The sequence below is a fragment of the Bartonella sp. CL71SXKL genome (assembly GCF_042194935.1).
Lineage (GTDB): Bacteria > Pseudomonadota > Alphaproteobacteria > Rhizobiales > Rhizobiaceae > Bartonella.
The window spans coordinates 39,373-57,036 of sequence record NZ_JBHINI010000012.1 but is presented as its reverse complement, the minus strand read 5'-3'; the positions used below and the strand labels follow the sequence as shown (position 1 = coordinate 57,036).

At 37.5% G+C, this 17,664-nt stretch carries 13 protein-coding genes, 3 tRNA genes and 1 pseudogene; 2 read left to right on the top strand and 15 right to left on the bottom strand.

The window, feature by feature from the left end:
- The 3 genes and pseudogenes from ACFILA_RS07160 to ACFILA_RS07150 all read right to left on the bottom strand — a co-directional run.
- Nucleotides 1-76: pseudogene (locus ACFILA_RS07160) on the bottom strand (elongation factor Tu); the annotation flags it as partial.
- Between the two features lie 180 nt (nucleotides 77-256).
- Nucleotides 257-330, bottom strand: a tRNA-Gly gene (locus ACFILA_RS07155).
- A 31-nt stretch (nucleotides 331-361) separates the two neighbouring features.
- Nucleotides 362-445 (bottom strand) — tRNA-Tyr (locus ACFILA_RS07150).
- Nucleotides 446-651: 206 nt separating this feature from the next.
- Between ACFILA_RS07150 and ACFILA_RS07145 the strand changes: the two genes are divergently transcribed.
- The gene (locus tag ACFILA_RS07145; RefSeq protein ID WP_273791163.1) at nucleotides 652-1,482 is read left to right on the top strand and encodes an RNA methyltransferase; all 831 of its coding nucleotides are present in this window, start codon (nucleotides 652-654) and stop codon (nucleotides 1,480-1,482) included.
- On the opposite strand, the gene ACFILA_RS07140 is transcribed toward ACFILA_RS07145, so the two are convergent.
- From ACFILA_RS07140 to ACFILA_RS07115, 6 genes are all read right to left on the bottom strand, one after another.
- A complete protein-coding gene (locus ACFILA_RS07140) occupies nucleotides 1,479-2,210 on the bottom strand; it encodes a rhomboid family intramembrane serine protease (protein WP_375660888.1) in 732 nt (243 codons plus the stop codon). The two genes, ACFILA_RS07145 and ACFILA_RS07140, sit on opposite strands and share 4 nt — an antisense overlap.
- 884 nt (nucleotides 2,211-3,094) lie before the next feature.
- Nucleotides 3,095-3,520: a DUF2155 domain-containing protein gene (locus ACFILA_RS07135; RefSeq protein WP_273791166.1), complete on the bottom strand. Its 426-nt coding sequence runs from the start codon at nucleotides 3,518-3,520 to the stop codon at nucleotides 3,095-3,097.
- A 90-nt stretch (nucleotides 3,521-3,610) separates the two neighbouring features.
- Nucleotides 3,611-4,009, bottom strand: coding sequence for an NADH:ubiquinone oxidoreductase subunit NDUFA12 (locus ACFILA_RS07130; protein ID WP_012755018.1), 399 nt, complete (start codon nucleotides 4,007-4,009; stop codon nucleotides 3,611-3,613).
- A gap of 182 nt (nucleotides 4,010-4,191) precedes the next feature.
- A complete protein-coding gene (gatB, locus tag ACFILA_RS07125; protein ID WP_273791161.1) occupies nucleotides 4,192-5,691 on the bottom strand; it encodes an Asp-tRNA(Asn)/Glu-tRNA(Gln) amidotransferase subunit GatB in 1,500 nt (499 codons plus the stop codon).
- 129 nt (nucleotides 5,692-5,820) lie between these two features.
- A complete protein-coding gene (gene tig, locus ACFILA_RS07120) occupies nucleotides 5,821-7,248 on the bottom strand; it encodes a trigger factor (protein WP_375660887.1) in 1,428 nt (475 codons plus the stop codon).
- 135 nt (nucleotides 7,249-7,383) lie between these two features.
- A tRNA-Leu gene (locus tag ACFILA_RS07115) sits at nucleotides 7,384-7,466 on the bottom strand.
- A gap of 134 nt (nucleotides 7,467-7,600) precedes the next feature.
- On the opposite strand from ACFILA_RS07115, the gene trmFO reads away from it, so the two are divergent.
- Nucleotides 7,601-9,013, top strand: coding sequence for a methylenetetrahydrofolate--tRNA-(uracil(54)-C(5))-methyltransferase (FADH(2)-oxidizing) TrmFO (gene trmFO, locus ACFILA_RS07110; protein ID WP_273791159.1), 1,413 nt, complete (start codon nucleotides 7,601-7,603; stop codon nucleotides 9,011-9,013).
- 1,099 nt (nucleotides 9,014-10,112) lie between these two features.
- On the opposite strand, the gene ACFILA_RS07105 is transcribed toward trmFO, so the two are convergent.
- The 6 genes from ACFILA_RS07105 to trkA form a co-directional block, all read right to left on the bottom strand.
- On the bottom strand, nucleotides 10,113-10,391 hold the full coding sequence (locus ACFILA_RS07105; protein ID WP_273791158.1) for an HU family DNA-binding protein: 279 nt from the start codon (nucleotides 10,389-10,391) through the stop codon (nucleotides 10,113-10,115).
- 229 nt (nucleotides 10,392-10,620) lie between these two features.
- Nucleotides 10,621-13,047, bottom strand: coding sequence for an endopeptidase La (lon, locus tag ACFILA_RS07100; protein WP_375660886.1), 2,427 nt, complete (start codon nucleotides 13,045-13,047; stop codon nucleotides 10,621-10,623).
- 183 nt (nucleotides 13,048-13,230) lie between these two features.
- Nucleotides 13,231-14,505 carry an ATP-dependent Clp protease ATP-binding subunit ClpX gene (gene clpX, locus ACFILA_RS07095; protein WP_273723371.1) on the bottom strand — a complete coding sequence of 425 codons (1,275 nt, stop codon included), beginning with the start codon at nucleotides 14,503-14,505 and terminating at the stop codon, nucleotides 13,231-13,233.
- A gap of 183 nt (nucleotides 14,506-14,688) precedes the next feature.
- Nucleotides 14,689-15,321: an ATP-dependent Clp endopeptidase proteolytic subunit ClpP gene (clpP, locus tag ACFILA_RS07090; RefSeq protein ID WP_273791156.1), complete on the bottom strand. Its 633-nt coding sequence runs from the start codon at nucleotides 15,319-15,321 to the stop codon at nucleotides 14,689-14,691.
- A gap of 146 nt (nucleotides 15,322-15,467) precedes the next feature.
- Nucleotides 15,468-16,277, bottom strand: a complete 810-nt coding sequence (locus ACFILA_RS07085) for a hypothetical protein (protein ID WP_375643072.1) — start codon at nucleotides 16,275-16,277, stop codon at nucleotides 15,468-15,470.
- Nucleotides 16,278-16,287: 10 nt separating this feature from the next.
- Nucleotides 16,288-17,664, bottom strand: a complete 1,377-nt coding sequence (gene trkA / locus ACFILA_RS07080) for a Trk system potassium transporter TrkA (RefSeq protein WP_273791154.1) — start codon at nucleotides 17,662-17,664, stop codon at nucleotides 16,288-16,290.

Genomic DNA, 17,664 nt, shown 5'->3' with positions numbered 1-17,664 from the left:
TCTTCCCATGATCAACGTGACCAATCGTACCAATATTAACATGCGGTTTTGTTCGTTCAAACTTGCTCTTCGCCATTGCTATTAATCTCTTGTTTTATTCCCTATTTTTGTTAGCACCTAGGGTCAGTCCTGCAAAAATGAGTCTGACCAGACTGTAAACAGCCCAATAACCACAACTCTTAGAGGCAAAACCCCACCCAATCTATAAATGGAATATCCTCCATCATACCTATTTGCCCAATCATCAACAACCATTTGGAGCGGGTAGCGGGAATCGAACCCGCATATTCAGCTTGGAAGGCTGCTGCTCTACCATTGAGCTATACCCGCATGACCCACGTACTAACTCTCCTTCGATGAATGGTGGAGGGGGTTGGATTCGAACCAACGTAGCATACGCAACGGATTTACAGTCCGCCCCCTTTAACCACTCGGGCACCCCTCCATTACACCGATAAAGTCACGCAATGAGACATCACGACAACCATCTTGAATACCCATTCAATTCAATCTGATTGCGAAGTGGTTATGACGATTACTATTGTATCTGTCAACAGAATAAATACAGTTCTGTACAAATTTCCTGCTCATAATTTTAAATCATAGATTTTTTTCTCTCTATTTTTCTTATTAACACGCTATAAAGAAGCTATGAAAGAAAAAACATCACAAAATTCTCATTATGCTCGTTTGCGTCGCCGATATCGCGATACAAAAGGCTCTCCTTCTCGATCTTTTACACACCCAAAGAAGAAAGCTGCTTCTTTACAGCAAGGGATCATCTATCTTTATGGTATTCATTCTGTTCAGGCTGCTTTAGAAAACCCAAAAAGAATTTTAAAATGTCTTTACGTTACACAAAATGCCTTAAAACGATTAAATATATCCGAATCAGATTATCCTTGCTCTGTTACATTATGCACCCCCAAATATCTTGATTCGCTTGTTGGAAGTGAGGCTGTTCATCAAGGTATTGTTCTGGAAACTCTCCCCCTCAAACCATGCAAACTGTCGGAACTAACCAATACTGATCTGGTCATTGTCATGGATCAAATTACCGATCCACATAATGTTGGCGCTATTATGCGCTCTGCAGTTGCATTGAAAGCTAAAGCACTTATTACAACTTGCCGTCACTCTCCCCACGAAAGCGGTGTTCTTGCGAAAGCGGCATCTGGAGCTCTGGAAATGATTCATTATATTACCGTACGAAACCTCGCTGAAGCTCTTCAAGAACTTCATCAAACAGGTTTTACAAGCTTTGGTCTCGATTCAGAAGGTGACCAACCTCTAGAAACAGCATTAACAGGGAATAAAATTGCTCTTGTTTTAGGAGCAGAAGGTAAAGGTTTACGTAAAAAAACACGCGAAACCGTTTGCGCTTTAACACGCCTTGATATGCCTGGAAATATTAAGTCATTAAATGTTTCAAATGCAGCAACAATAGCACTTTATGTGGCACATCAATATCTTAGATCCTAGTTTTTAATTTTTTGTGAAACATCAAAAAAACCAACCAACAAAAAACCCGCAAAAAAACCGCCAATATGAGCTTCCCATGCTATTGAGATGCCATTTTCTTCAAACAAAATAGAAGAAATACCTATGATAAAATCAGTCGCTAGCCATACACTCATATAAACAAGCACCCCCTTAGAACACAGAGCTTTTTTGACAGACAATAAAGGTCCCAAAAGTTTTTCGTTCTGCGCATTGACAGCTAGATTCCCACTAGGAAAACCGTAACGTGCAATAGCACCCATCATTCCAGATACGGCACCTGACGCCCCAATAAGTGATATGGTACTTTCTTGATGAAATGTAAAATAAGTCAAAACAGAAATAACTGCCGTTAACACCCAAAAAATTAAAAAACGTAAAACACCAAAATGCCTTGCTAAAGGAGAGCCAAAAACCAAAAGCCAAACCATATTAAGAGCAACATGTTTAAAACTACTATGCATAAATGAATAACTCACCATGGTATAACAAAATGCTACAGGATCCCCCTTAAACAATGCTGGTATAAATGAAAAAAACTCAAGGCTTTCAACATAAAACTGATGAGAAAAAAAATACTGAGAAATGCAATAAAGACAAAAACAAAATGCTATCAAAACAACTATAATAAATGGAACATTCAATAAGGGTTCTTTAGGTTGTTTCGGCAATCGGGAAACATCATTATGGTGGTGACTAGAAACTTTCATTGTATAAAATCTCGTACTTTTCAGAAAATGGGTTATTCTTTATACAAAATAAATATACCACTCCCAGTGATACAAAATCTTTTTAACGCCTCTTCGAGGCCCCTTTTAAAATTTTCAATAGCTCTACATGAAAACACGTGTATTTTATACAAAAGATTTTAAAAAGCACGGATACCAAGAATATGATTTACAAACTTAATGGTATTCTGCTTACTTAAATGTGAAGTTATCATGCAATATACAAGAACTTACAAATAGACAAACTCACTTATGAGTGTGGTATATAATAAAAATATATAAACATTATTTTCTTACTAGAAATATATTGATTATTGCATTTTTTAACCAAGCTATACTTCGATTGATAAACTTTAAAGAATCTTAAATCTCAATTTTTCCATTAATATAGCCTGCATTGCTTCTACGCTTTGAACGAAAAGCGACATCTCTATGAGAAAAAATACCAATACAGCGTTCTCTAGATATAATAATTAGTGTTTCATGATGAATTACTTACTTGATAGTCTGTTTCCCTCATAAATGCAAAAGCGTCAGTTCATCTCTTTAACAAATATAAACAAGCCTTTCATTTCAACCTTTTACAGATATAATTCAAGAACTGTCTCTTATGAAACACTGAAAAAATATGTTTATTCTAATGATGCATCTTTGAATTTAAACAGTTCATGACGGAGTTTTTTATTCCTTTCTTAGACAGTCTTATTTACACATCCGTTACTTTTAACGCGCAAGAGAATAGTTTGGATCAATTCAATATAAAAAATTTTAAATGAGGTAATCATAGGAATTTGAACCTCCTATTAAGTTGTAAAATGATAAATAACCATTATAAATCAATGTATTATAAATAGATAATACACTAATCATTGAAGAGGAAGATCTTGAGAATTCTGCTTGCAATCCTTTAACCATACATCATAAATAGGATGCTCAACAGCGTTCAAACCAGGACTATCCGCAAACATCCATCCTGTAAAAATACGCCGTATTTTTTTATCTAATGTCACTTCATTGACTTCAACAAAACCTGTTGTACGCGTGGGTTCATCTTTAGAGCTCGTATAACACGCACGTGGAGTTACCTGTAATGCACCGTACTGATAAATTTTACCAAGAGTAACTTCAAAACGTGTAGTCCGCCCCGTGATTTTGTCAAGACCCGCAAAAACAGCAATTCCATTGCTAATACGCTCAGCCCGCACTCCACTATTTAAGGATAAAAACACTAAAATTCCCATTAAAAAAATATAAAAAAAATGCCTCACCCCTAACAATAAAAAAAATCTCATCATATCAAAATCAATCGCACCTTAAAAAAATAATTCTTTTCATAACATAGAGTCAAATAAGACAAAAATACACACGCACATTAAAACATGTTATTTTTTAGGTGACCACGCATCATAATCTTCATGCACACAAGAACGCTCTCCATTGGAAGTGATAGCCCCCTTTGGTCGATAGTCCTCACTTGTTCCTGTCATATTTGCAACATGAGGCTTTTCCCATTCATAAGGATGATAATCCTCCTGTGTTGGTGGACACTCACAGCGATGATGAATCCAGCCGTGCCAACCTGGTGGAATAGTAGAGGCCTCAGAATAGTCTTTATAGATAACCCAACGGTGCGGATAACCATCCTTATGAAGTCCTCCTTCATAATATATATTTCCAAATTGATCTTCCCCTATCCGCTTACCTTTGCGCCATGTGAAAAAACGCGTACCAATGGTATTGCCATTCCACCATGTGAAGATTTGCTTAAAAAAACGAGCCATCTGCTATTCCATTCATTTAGTGCGCTCATGAAATTAATCGTTGGAATAAAATTATTAACGATTGAAATTATCGAAAAAGTTACTCGTAAATTCAACTACAATTCCAATTGATAGGTTAACGTGCTATCCTTTAATTTCAAGAAGATATCATATGTATGGCTTCTTCTCCACCCCATAAAAATTTAATCTATGCCAAGTTTCATCTTAACCAATTCATTAACAGCTTGGGGATTTGCCTTACCACCTGTTGCTTTCATTACCTGTCCAACAAACCAACCAGCTAAAGCAGGTTTGTGCTTTGCTTGCGCAACTTTATCAGAATTATTAGCAACGATCTCATCAACAGCTCTTTCAATAGCCTTTGTATCCGTTACCTGCTTCATATTTCGCTCTTCTACAATTTGGCGTGCATCACCCCCCTCATTCCAAATAATCTCAAAAAGATCTTTGGCAATTTTTCCAGAAATAACTCCTTCTTTTATGAGATCAATAATACTTCCCAATTGATTTGGCGATACTGGGGACTCTTCAATCTCACGATTATCTTTATTTAAAGCCCCTAAAAGGTCGTTAATCACCCAATTGGCAACTATTTTTCCATCACGCCCACGCGCTACCTCTTCAAAATAATCAGCAATAGCCTTTTCTGTCACAAGAATGGAAGCATCATACACTGTCAATCCCATTTCCTTAATAAAACGTGCTTTTATAGCGTCAGGCAATTCTGGTAAGTCTGCTGCCAAAGCATCCACAAATGCTTGATCAAATTCTAATGGTAAAAGATCAGGGTCAGGAAAATAACGATAGTCATGCGCTTCTTCCTTTGAGCGCATAGAACGCGTTTCACCTTTAGCGGCATCAAAAAGCCGAGTCTCTTGATCTATGACGCCTCCATCTTCTAAAATTGCGATCTGACGACGCGCTTCATACTCAATTGCTTGACCAATAAAGCGAATAGAATTAACATTTTTAATTTCACAGCGCGTTCCAAAATCTTCACCAGGACGACGAACAGATACATTGACATCTGCACGCATAGAACCTTCATCCATATTGCCATCGCAAGTGCCCAAATAACGAACAATCGTACGCAATTTTGTCATATAGGCTTTGGCTTCATCTGATGAGCGCATATCAGGTTTGGAAACAATTTCCATAAGAGCAACACCAGAACGATTAAGATCTACAAAAGACATCGTTGGATGTTGATCGTGCATCGATTTTCCAGCATCCTGTTCAAGATGCAACCTCTCAATTCCCACTTCAATATCCTCAAATTGGCCATTCGAATCTGGACCAACAGATATGATAATCTTTCCCTCTCCCACAATGGGATAGCGAAATTGAGAAATCTGATACCCCTGCGGTAAATCTGGATAAAAATAATTTTTGCGATCAAAAACAGACTTTAAATTAATATGCGCCTTTAATCCTAACCCCGTTCGAACCGCTTGACGAACACATTCTTGATTAAGAACAGGCAACATACCTGGCATGGCTGCATCAATAAGTGATACATGATTGTTCGGCTCTGCACCAAATTTTGTTGATGCTCCTGAAAAAAGTTTTGAATTTGATATGATTTGCGCATGAACTTCCATGCCAATGATGACTTCCCAATCACCTGTAACTCCAGAAATAAAACGCTTAGAATCAGGAGTACGCGTATCAATGATGCTCATTGCCAATCCACTACCAATATTTAAAATATACTCATGGCTTATCTAAAACCATTCTCTCAATGTAACCCCAGAACATAAATCTTACAACACAAGCCCGTTTCTATCGGGCTTGTTCTGTTTGCATAAATATTAAGCTTTTTTAGGAGCCTTTTTCTTAGCTGTTTTTTTCTCTGTAGACGTTTCTTTCACTGCAGACTTTTTCTTTGCCGGCTTTTCTTCAGGGACATCTGATTCGTCATATTCTTTCATCAACTCTTCAACCGTCACTTCTTTATCTGTGACTTTTATCTGTGCTAATAAATGATCAATGACCTTTTCTTCAAAAATCGGAGCACGTAGATTTTCAACAGCTTCCGGAGTCCTACGGAAAAAATCCATAATCTCTTTCTCTTGTCCAGGATACTGGCGAACCTGATCAAAAACGGCTGCTTTTAGCTCATCCTCACTAACTTTAACACCAACCTTCATTCCAATTTCAGAAAGCACCAAACCAAGACGAACACGACGCTGCGCAAGGACACGATATTCCTCCCGCGCCTTTTCTTCTGTAATACCTTCATCTTCAAAACTGCGCCCAGCCTTTTTCAAATCATCATTAACCTGAGCCCATATATTGTTAAACTCAACCTCTAAAAGTTCTTCAGGAATCTCAAAATTATAATCAGCATCTAAAGCATCAAGAATTTGACGCTTAACTTTTTGACGTGTCACTGAACCATATTGGCTTTCAATCTGCCCACGAACGACCTCACGTAAGCGATCTAGAGACTCTAAACCAACTTTTTGCGCTGCTTCATCATCAATTTTTAATTCATCTGGTTTAAAGACAGCTTTGACAGTAATGGCAAATTCTGCTTCCCGTCCCGCCAAATGTGCCGCACTGTAATTATCAGGAAATTTAACAAAAATCGTTTTTACATCCCCAGCTTTCACACCAACCAATTGCTCTTCAAAACCAGGAATAAATTGTTTTGACCCAAGAATCAGTTGTGCATCACTATCTGTCCCACCTTCAAATGGAACGCCTTCAAGCTTACCTTGATAATCTATGGTAATACGATCACCTTCTTCAGAATTCCCCTCTTTTAGGGAATAATTACGCGTAGAAGAAAGGACGCGTTTGACTTGATCATCAATATCCTGTTCAGGAACAGTTGCAATTTCACGGATAACCGTAATGTGTTCAAAATCTTTAATGTCAATTTTTGGTAAAACTTCATACTTTAAACTAAAAGTAAAATCAGCTTTGCCATCTAGAATTTTTTCATCTTCATCTATATCAATTTTTGGCTGCATCGCTGCACGTTCATTGCGGTCTGCTAGAATAGAACGGGGTGCATCACTGAGTATCTCATTGAGAATCTCCGCCATAAAGGATTTACCATACATTTTTCGCAAATGCCCACTAGGCACTTTACCGGGACGAAAACCATTAAGCTTGATTTTTCCCTTGGTATCATCCAATCGTTCATTCAACTTTTCTTCTAAATCTTTCGCTGGAACCACGATCTTAATTTCGCGCTTCAGTCCTTCATTAAGCGTCTCGGTAACCTGCATTAAACACCTTCATTTTTCTAAGGAGAGGGATCAACCCACTCTAATAATCATTACATTCTAACACTTCGAGTGTTACATTTACCATGAAGCGGAATTTCAGACACGTAGAAATCCGTAGCACCTAAGGGATTGCTTTGGTGCGGATGGAGGGACTCGAACCCCCACGGTCTCCCGCCAGAACCTAAATCTGGTGCGTCTACCAATTTCGCCACATCCGCTCAAACTTACAAGCTAATAACCTTATACAAGCGGCGTTTCTATACCATTAATTACAGAAAAAAAGCAAACAAATATATTAAAAAAAACAAAATCTATGCTTTTCATACATAACTGCTTACGCTAAAAGTCAATTATGTTAAAGACATTTGATATCCCAATTCATATCATCGGTGGCGGTCTTGCGGGGTGTGAAGCGAGCTGGCAAATCGCTCAATCAGGAATTCCTGTTGTTTTGCATGAAATGCGGCCTGAAAAAAAATCAGATGCCCATAAAACAGATAAATTGGCAGAACTGGTTTGTTCAAATTCGTTTCGTTGCGATGATTCATTAACAAATGCCGTAGGGCTTTTACATGCTGAAATGCGATTAGCAAAATCGTTAATTATGAAAGCTGCTGATGCCAACAAAGTTCCCGCAGGGAGTGCTCTTGCTGTTGACCGTGATGGATTTTCAAAAACCGTTACGACAGCACTCGAAAACCACCCCCTTATAACAATCAAACGTGAAGAAGTTCAAGAAATTCCTAAAGCTTGGAAACATGTTGTCATTGCAACGGGCCCCCTTACATCGCCTGCACTTGCTCAAAAATTACAAGCAATAACCGGTATAAAAGCTCTTTCTTTTTTTGATGCGATTGCACCTATTATCCATACCGACAGTATTGATATCAACATTTGTTGGTATCAATCTCGCTATGATAAAATTGGTCCTGAGGGAACAGGAAAAGATTATCTTAATTGTCCTCTCAACAAAGAACAATATGAAACATTCGTTGAAGCGTTAAAAAATGCTGAAAAAACAGAGTTTCGTGACTTTGAAAAAACGCCCTATTTTGATGGATGCCTCCCCATTGAAATTATGGCTGAGCGCGGACTTGAAACGTTAAGACATGGTCCTATGAAACCTATGGGCTTAACTAATGCCCATAACCCTACAGTTAAACCCTATGCTGTCGTTCAATTACGCCAAGATAATAAACTTGGAACGCTTTATAATATGGTCGGCTTTCAAACAAAACTGAAATATGGTGAACAAATTCGTATTTTTAGAATGATTCCCGGTCTTGAAAAAGCAGAGTTTGCGCGTCTTGGTGGTCTTCACCGCAATACCTACCTCAACTCGCCAATTATTCTTGATCAAACCCTTCGTTTAAAACAAAAAAGACAACTACGCTTTGCAGGGCAAATTACCGGATGTGAAGGTTATGTAGAATCAGCGGCAATAGGGCTTCTTGCTGGACGTTTTGCTGCTGCCGAATATCATCATATTTCCCCTTGCCTCCCCCCACAAACTACAGCATTCGGAGCCCTTTTGAATCATATTACGGGGGGACACATCATAGATGAAAAAGCAGAAACACAGTCTTTTCAGCCAATGAATATCAATTTCGGACTTTTTCCCCCTATTGCTTCTATTAAACATTCAGGGAAACGCTTACCAAGTAAAGAAAAAAAATTAGTAAAAAAACAAGCCATAACAGCGAGAGCTCTCAATGATTGTACTCAGTGGTTAGCAGATAAAGAATCAAAGAGCTCCTGTTTATAAAAAACATACGATTCGCCTCTCACCTACTGAATAGATCTTTATGACTCTCGTGAAAAAATCATTCTAAAGCCTTTTAAAGACTGTCTCCTACAATCAATAAATACTACCTACATTTCATCATTTATTCAATTATGTAGGTGCTGTGAAATAACTTTTGGCTATAAAAAACCTTTATCGCTATCAACAATTTAATATGATTTAATGACTAAAAAAAATAATCATATAAATATATTATGAATAATCAAAAAAATAGATGAAAAATACGCACGTAATACTGTACTATCTTTATTAATAGTTTTTATATTACGTAATGTATATTATTTTATAAGAGTAATTTTTCTGTTTTGTAACTTCCTCCCTCAAAATTTGTGATGTTCTCTCATTTTAACTCTTGTATGATGAAGGAAAAATACTCGCTTGCATATCACAAGTGAAATAAAGATATGGAAAAAATATTTGTAGGATAGAGCTGGAGCTATCTCTCCCCTCTCAAATGCCAAGAAAAATCACAATATTGAAAACCAAATCTGAATATCAAAAGATTCTTTCATTTCAGGCTCTCTAATAAATCAATAAAATTATCCTCTTGGTGTGTCACAAGAAAGGTTGGCGTATAAGAGTAAAAGAATAAAACTATCCCTTATGCACTCGTCTCAGATATCTGGGGCTAGTCGCAACATTATAGGAACTGAGAAAATAGATAGCACGGTGGCACCAACATGCACTTTTATTAAGCGTAAATGGTGATATATAATAACTTTTATGGACTTTACAGAGTTTTCCGCCTCATATTATTTACGGATCTTGTTTTGAAATAAATACCGTAACACTTCAGCGTAATAAAAGTTAATATTACATTTTATAAGCCATACCCGTGCTCAATTAATACAGTGCAATATTTTTTGAAAATACTAAAAAAAATATATTTTAAGCTGACAGTATTTTATACAAAACTTAAAATCATTTTCAAAAATACCAGCAATACATGAAAATAAAAAGTATCGCAAAGATCTCAAAGTTTTATATGAAAAATGCGCATAACACATGTGTTAAAAAAACCCGCTTATAAATAAATCGGGTTTTTTTAATGTAGCTTAAATTATTTTTTATTAACTGCTTCTTTAAGGCTTTTTCCTGCAGAAAATTTGGGTACAGAACGTGCTGGAATATCGATTTCAGCACCAGTTGAAGGATTACGCCCCTTTGTTGCAGCACGATGAGAAACTTCAAAAGTGCCAAAACCTGGAAGACGAACATCTCCCCCTGAAGCTAAAGCTTCTGTTACAGAAGCCATAAAAGCATCAACAACAGCACCAGCTTGCGCTTTCGAAACACCTGCCTTTTCAGCAACGGAGCTAACCAATTCACTTTTATTCATAAAATATTTCCTTTCCCTATATTACCTGAGCATGACTTAATCATGTTATTGGTCAGTTTATTGAAAAGTACAGCAAACAGAAGTCTTATTTTTATCCAAAACATTGTTTTTTTAGCAATAATCACAGTTATTCACGGAATTTTTCACTTTTTCCAACAAAAAACAAAATAATAACCTCAACAACGCCTTCTGCCACCTAAAAAATGCCGTTATAAATGAGATAAGTGAATCAGTGCGCAATCTGTATTCCGTCACTATCACTGCTCTCTGACCGGATTGGGACAGCCACTGTAGAGGGTTCTTTCCATTCAATAGTATCTGGAAAACGAACCAAAGCGTGTTTCAAAACTTCACTCACATGATTTACCGGAATAATTTCCATATTATTTTTGACATCATCAGGAATATCAACCAAATCTTTTGCATTTTCTTCAGGAATAAGTACTTTTTTTATCCCTCCTCGAAGAGCTGCTAAGAGTTTTTCTTTTAATCCACCAATGGGTAAAACGCGTCCACGTAAAGTAATTTCACCAGTCATTGCAATATCTTTATGCACAGCTACTCCTGTAAGGACCGAAACAATTGCTGTCACCATTGCAATCCCAGCCGATGGGCCATCTTTTGGTGTCGCACCCTCTGGAACATGAACATGGATATCGCGTTTTTCAAAAAGTGGAGGTTCAATACCAAAATCAACAGCACGAGAACGTACATAAGATGCTGCCGCTGAAATGGACTCTTTCATAATATCACGTAAATTTCCAGTTACAGTCATCTTCCCTTTGCCGGACATCATAACTCCTTCAATGGTCAATAACTCTCCACCGACTTCTGTCCACGCAAGACCTGTTACAACACCAACTTGATTTTCTCCTTCAATCTGATTGTAATGATAACGTTTAACACCCAAGAAATCATGAATATTACTTTCTGTAACTTTTACAGATTTTTGATGTGTTTTGAGAATTTTTGTAACGGATTTGCGGGAAATTTTCATGAGTTCACGTTCAAGGTTACGAACGCCTGCCTCACGTGTATAAAACTGAATAATTGACCTTAGTGCTCCATCAGAAATACTGAGTTCTTTTTTAGACAAACAGTGATCTTTTAGTGCCTTTGGTAAAAGATGCTGTTTAACAATTTCCATTTTCTCACATTCAGTATAACCAGCGATACGAATAATTTCCATACGATCCATTAACGGACCTGGAATATTAAGCGTATTGGCAGTTGTGATAAACATGACATCAGAAAGATCATATTCAACTTCCAAATAGTGATCAATGAACGTACCATTTTGTTCAGGATCAAGAACTTCTAATAAAGCAGATGAAGGATCGCCACGAAAATCTTGTCCCATTTTATCAATTTCATCAAGCAAGAAAAGCGGATTAGATTTTTTTGCTTTTTTCATAGACTGGATAATTTTTCCAGGCATCGATCCAATATATGTTCGGCGATGTCCACGAATTTCTGCTTCATCTCGGACACCTCCCAATGAGATACGAACATACTCACGTCCCGTTGCCTTTGCAATAGAGCGCGCTAATGATGTTTTCCCTACACCTGGAGGACCTAACAAACAAATAATGGGACCTTTTATCTTTGACGCGCGACTTTGTACGGCCAAATATTCAATAATTCGCTCCTTAACTTTTTCAAGACCAAAATGTTCATTATTCATGACCTTTTCAGCAAAATCTAAATTGTTTTTAATCTTAGATTTTTTACCCCAAGGCATTGCTAATAACCAATCAAGATAGTTACGTACAACTGTCGCTTCTGCAGACATAGGAGACATATTCCGTAATTTTCTCAATTCTGCTCCAGCTTTTTCCTGCGCTTCCTTGGATAGTTTTGTATTCTTGATACGTTCTTCTAATTCAGAGAGTTCATCTCGGCTATCATCACCTGCTCCTAACTCTTTTTGAATAGCCTTCATCTGCTCATTGAGATAATATTCTCGTTGGTTTTTTTCCATTTGCCGTTTAACATGCGAACGAATACGTTTTTCAACCTGCAAAACAGAAATTTCTCCTTCCATGAAGGACAAAACACGTTCAAGACGGGCCCGCACAGGTAAGAGCTCTAATATTTCCTGCTTTTCTGCAAGTTTAATCATCAAATGAGAAGCAATCGTATCGGCAAGCTTAGAAGGATTATCAAGCTGGCCAATCGCATTCACAACTTCAGGAGAGATTTTTTTATTAAGCTTTACATAGTTTTCAAAATAAGCAATCACTGACCTTGAAAGAGCTTCAATCTCAACATCACTCTCTCTAGGTTCTTCTGTAACAGTTGCAAAAGCCTGATGATAACCTTCACTTAAAGCAAATTGACTAATTTTTGCACGTGCAGTTCCCTCAACCAAAACCTTTACAGTACCATCAGGAAGCTTTAAAAGTTGAAGAATATTAGCAAATGTACCAATATGATAAATATCCTCTGATTTTGGATCGTCATCAGAAGCATTTTTTTGTGTCACCAATAGTATTTGCTTATCAACCGCCATCGTTTCTTCAAGAGCACGAATTGATTTTTCGCGGCCCACAAAAAGTGGAACAATCATATGGGGGAAGACAACAATATCACGAAGAGGTAAAACAGCATAAACCCCATCTCTTACTTCATCTGTCTTTTCATCAATATATTGCATAACTCTCCTTTCTGGAGCCTATGAGCTATCTACAACAACCAGCCCACCTTTAGAAAACCTCAGCTCTTCACTGTACATGAAGTGGTAATTACTCATACATAAATCAAGCATTATAATGATATTATTAGAAACACCCATCAAATACCATTCATTACCACCTTTTATATTGTGCATCGCACAATGTCATGCTGATACATTTTCTTTATCTTCTGCACGTTCTGAGTAAATATAAAGAGGACGCGCTTTCCCATCAACGACATCACTCGAAATAACCACTTTTTGAACGCCTTCAAGAGCCGGTAGCTCAAACATCGTCTCAAGAAGGATCTTCTCCATAATTGAACGCAAACCACGAGCACCAGTTTTACGTTCAATTGCTTTCTTTGCAATAACACGTAAAGCATCTTCATGAAATGCTAACTCGACATTCTCCATTTCAAAAAGACGCTGATATTGCTTTACTAATGCATTTTTAGGTTGTGATAAAATTTGCATGAGGGCGTTAACATCTAAATCCTCTAAGGTAGCGACTATAGGAAGGCGTCCAATAAATTCTGGTATTAAACCAAATTTTATAAGATCTTCAGGCTCTAAATCACGAAAAATTTCACCGACACAACGCTCATCAGGAGCCTTAACGGTCGCAGAAAAACCAATAGAAGTTTTTTCACCACGCCCTGAAATAATCCGTTCTAAACCTGCAAAAGCTCCCCCACAAATGAATAAGATGTTTGTGGTGTCAACCTGAAGAAACTCTTGTTGCGGATGCTTACGTCCACCTTGAGGAGGAACAGAAGCAATCGTTCCTTCCATAATTTTTAATAACGCTTGCTGAACTCCTTCCCCCGAAACATCTCTTGTAATAGAAGGATTATCTGCTTTACGAGAAATCTTATCAACCTCATCGATATAAACAATACCACGCTGTGCACGTTCAACATTATAATCTGCTGCTTGAAGGAGCTTAAGAATAATATTTTCAACATCTTCCCCCACATAACCTGCTTCAGTCAAAGTGGTCGCATCCGCCATCGTAAAAGGTACATCAATAATACGTGCTAATGTTTGTGCGAGATAAGTTTTACCGCAGCCCGTTGGACCAACAAGAAGAATATTTGATTTTGCCAACTCAATATCATTGCTTTTAGACTGATGCGCCAACCGTTTATAATGATTATGCACAGCAACAGAAAGAACACGCTTCGCATGCTGCTGACCAATAACATAATCATCAAGAACTGTTATAATTTCCTGTGGCGTGGGAACACCATCACGCACCTTAACCCCAGAAGACTTATTTTCTTCCCGAATAATATCCATGCAAAGCTCTACACATTCATCACAGATAAATACAGTAGGCCCCGCAATGAGCTTACGCACCTCATGCTGACTCTTGCCGCAGAACGAGCAATAGAGAGTATTTTTTGATTCGTTCCCGCTATTGCTAATTTTGCTCATTTTTCTTTCCTTTCACCACGATATATGAATACTTTGCCTTTTCAAAGGAAGCTTTTCATCATGAAAACTAAAAGACATATAGAAAACCATGCATGTCTCAATATTTTTAGGTGTTTCTCTTATTTTGCGATATTTTTTATAAAACTCTTTGATTTAAAGTAGCTGTTTTTTCTATAAAAATTCTTAATCTTTTTCTTCTTTTTCAGTTTCTGCACGATATTGTATAACATCATCAACTAAGCCAAACGCTTTGGCTTCTTCTGCTGTCATAAAATGATCGCGATCGAGAGTTTTCTCTATAACCTCATAATCTTGACCCGTATGTTGGACATAAATTTCATTTAAACGCCGTTTCATCTTTATAATATCTTGCGCATGTCGCTCAATATCTGAAGCTTGACCTTGAAAACCTCCAGATGGTTGATGCACCATAATACGTGCGTTTGGCAATGTAAAACGATGACCTTTTGCTCCAGCTGTTAACAATAAAGACCCCATAGATGCCGCTTGCCCCATGCAAAGCGTAGAAACAGGAGGGCGAATAAACTGCATAGTATCATAAATAGCCATACCAGATGTTACGACACCACCTGGAGAATTAATATAAAGACTAATTTCTTTTTTAGGATTTTCCGCTTCTAAGAAAAGCAATTGTGCACAAACAAGCATTGCCATACCATCTTCAACAGGACCATTAATAAAAATAATCCGCTCCTTTAAAAGACGGGAAAAAATATCATAGGCCCGCTCACCACGATTGGTTTGTTCAATAACCATAGGAACAAGGCTTAATGCTGTTTTCATTGGATCACTCATATTTTTACTTTCCGTTCATATAACAACCGCTCTTTACACATTCAATGTTTTTATCCATATGCTAACATTACTCTCTTGTGCAAGCTACAATCAAGAGATGTATAAGATAGATTAAAATCTCAATAGTTAAAATAGCAATAATAACTCTACCTAAACAAATGATGAACATCAGGAATGCGAGATACCGCCCAATGGTAAAAACTTCCTTCCTGAGGTCTTTTCGTGGTCTTTGTCTTTCTGTGAATATGAAAGCCTATCAAGCGTGAATCTGTAAGCGGCTTTACGCCAAAAGCTGGTTCAAAAATACGTTCAGTTTTTCGCCCAGTCCAATAATAAAAAGTTTCCTTTTCCCTTGCTTCATGAAAAAAACCATATCGTTTTGCTAATCGTGAAATACCATCATTGCCAAATATTGTAACGCCAAGATTTCCCGGTAAAATCGGCATTTTTTTCCTCTTTAACCAGAACGGTCTCCAAACACGACGCTTAAACCCAAGCCAATGAGGAATAATTTCTGTGCCTGCCCAATAATCTTCAAATATTTTTATAACAGGGTTATTGGGTGGAAAATAAAGTGCAGAAACGCCTACTCTTGTATTATTTTCTCTTGCCAACCAAACCTTATCGGCATCTGGATGAAATTGTTTAACAAGGTAAACATCTGTATCTAACCAAACACCTTGTTGATATTTCATCAGCATAACACGAAAAAAATCCGAGAACTGAACAATTGTACACCCTAGTTTATCATCAGAAAAATCGGGATCAAGGCGATAAATTGCTGAGCGTGGTAAAATTGATTCGGCTTCATGCAGCTCAACACCAGCAGGGAGATTATCTATTTTTTTATCATAACTAAAAAGCTTAACGCGCTGTCCAGTTTTAACCATTGAAGACAAACAAAGCCTATCCACCAATCTTAATTGTCCACTATACCAAAAAGTACAAATATCCATAGATAATACATCAAAAATATTCTAAACTTACGCGAAAGAGTTGTTCAACATCACGAACTCTATCAGCAAGAGCAAAAATCACTATTCTATCACCAGACAAAATACGCGTATCTGCCGAAAGCTGTATTATTGTCTTATTGCGATAAATTGCACCAATTCTCAAACCATCTGATAAATTGAGCTCTGATAATGACTTACCAACTAATGAAGATGTTTGCATCACTTCAGCTTCAATAATTTCTGCTCGGCCATTAAAAACTGAATGAACAGAACGAATACGCCCACGGCGCATTTGTTGCAAAATTCTCGATATTGTAACGCTATGGGGATTAAGATATGCATCCACACCAACAGCACGACTAAATTCTTGATAGGCAACATTATTAATCAATACCATATTGGCTTTGCAGCCCAATCTTTTAGCAATAATAGCGCTTAAGAGATTAACCTGATCTTGATTGGTCAATGTAATCATTAAATCGGACTGATCAATTCCTGCATCTTGAAGAATCACTGGATCTAACACGTTACCGTATAAGACTGTCGTTTTTTCAAGCTGATCAGCAATTGTAAGAGCTCTTTCTCTATGCGATTCTATAATCTTCAATTTTAATTTATGGAAACGCTTTTCAATCGCCTGTGCAACATAAAGGCCAATGTGACCACCCCCTGCAATAATCATGCGGTGTGCATCTTGTTCTTTATGACCAAAAAGCCCAACAGCACGACGCATCTGTTCACGAGAAACAACAAGATAGGTTATATCACCAACGCGTAATTGCGTTTCTGAATGTGCAACCAATAATTCCGCGCCACGTTTAATAGCGGTAACCGTCGTATGAAGATCTGGAAAAAGCTCTGTTAATTGACGCAAAGGTGTATTAATAACTGGACAATCTTCCATACATTCCAAGGCTAACGCAACAATATCATCATTACAAAAATAAAGAACATCTATTGCACCAGGTAAAGCAATACGGCGCAAAACCATTTCCCCAACTTCAACTTCTGGCGAAATAACCACATCAATGGGAATATTCTCTCTGGAAAAAAGCGTCTTATAACGTGGCTCTAAATAAGATTGTGAGCGAATACGAGCAATTTTTGTGGGCACATTAAATAATGAATGTGCTACTTGGCAAGCTACCATATTGACTTCATCAAACAAAGTAACAGCAATCAACATATCAGCTTTGTCTGCATCCGCTGCCAAAAGAACTTCAGGCCGTGAACCGTGACCAACAAAACCTCTCACATCCAATGTATCGCGAATCTTTTCAATTAATCTCGTTTCGATATCAATAACAGTAACATCATGATTTTCAGCAGCAAGACGCTCTGCTATCCCATAACCAACCTGTCCTGCTCCACAAATAATAACACGCAT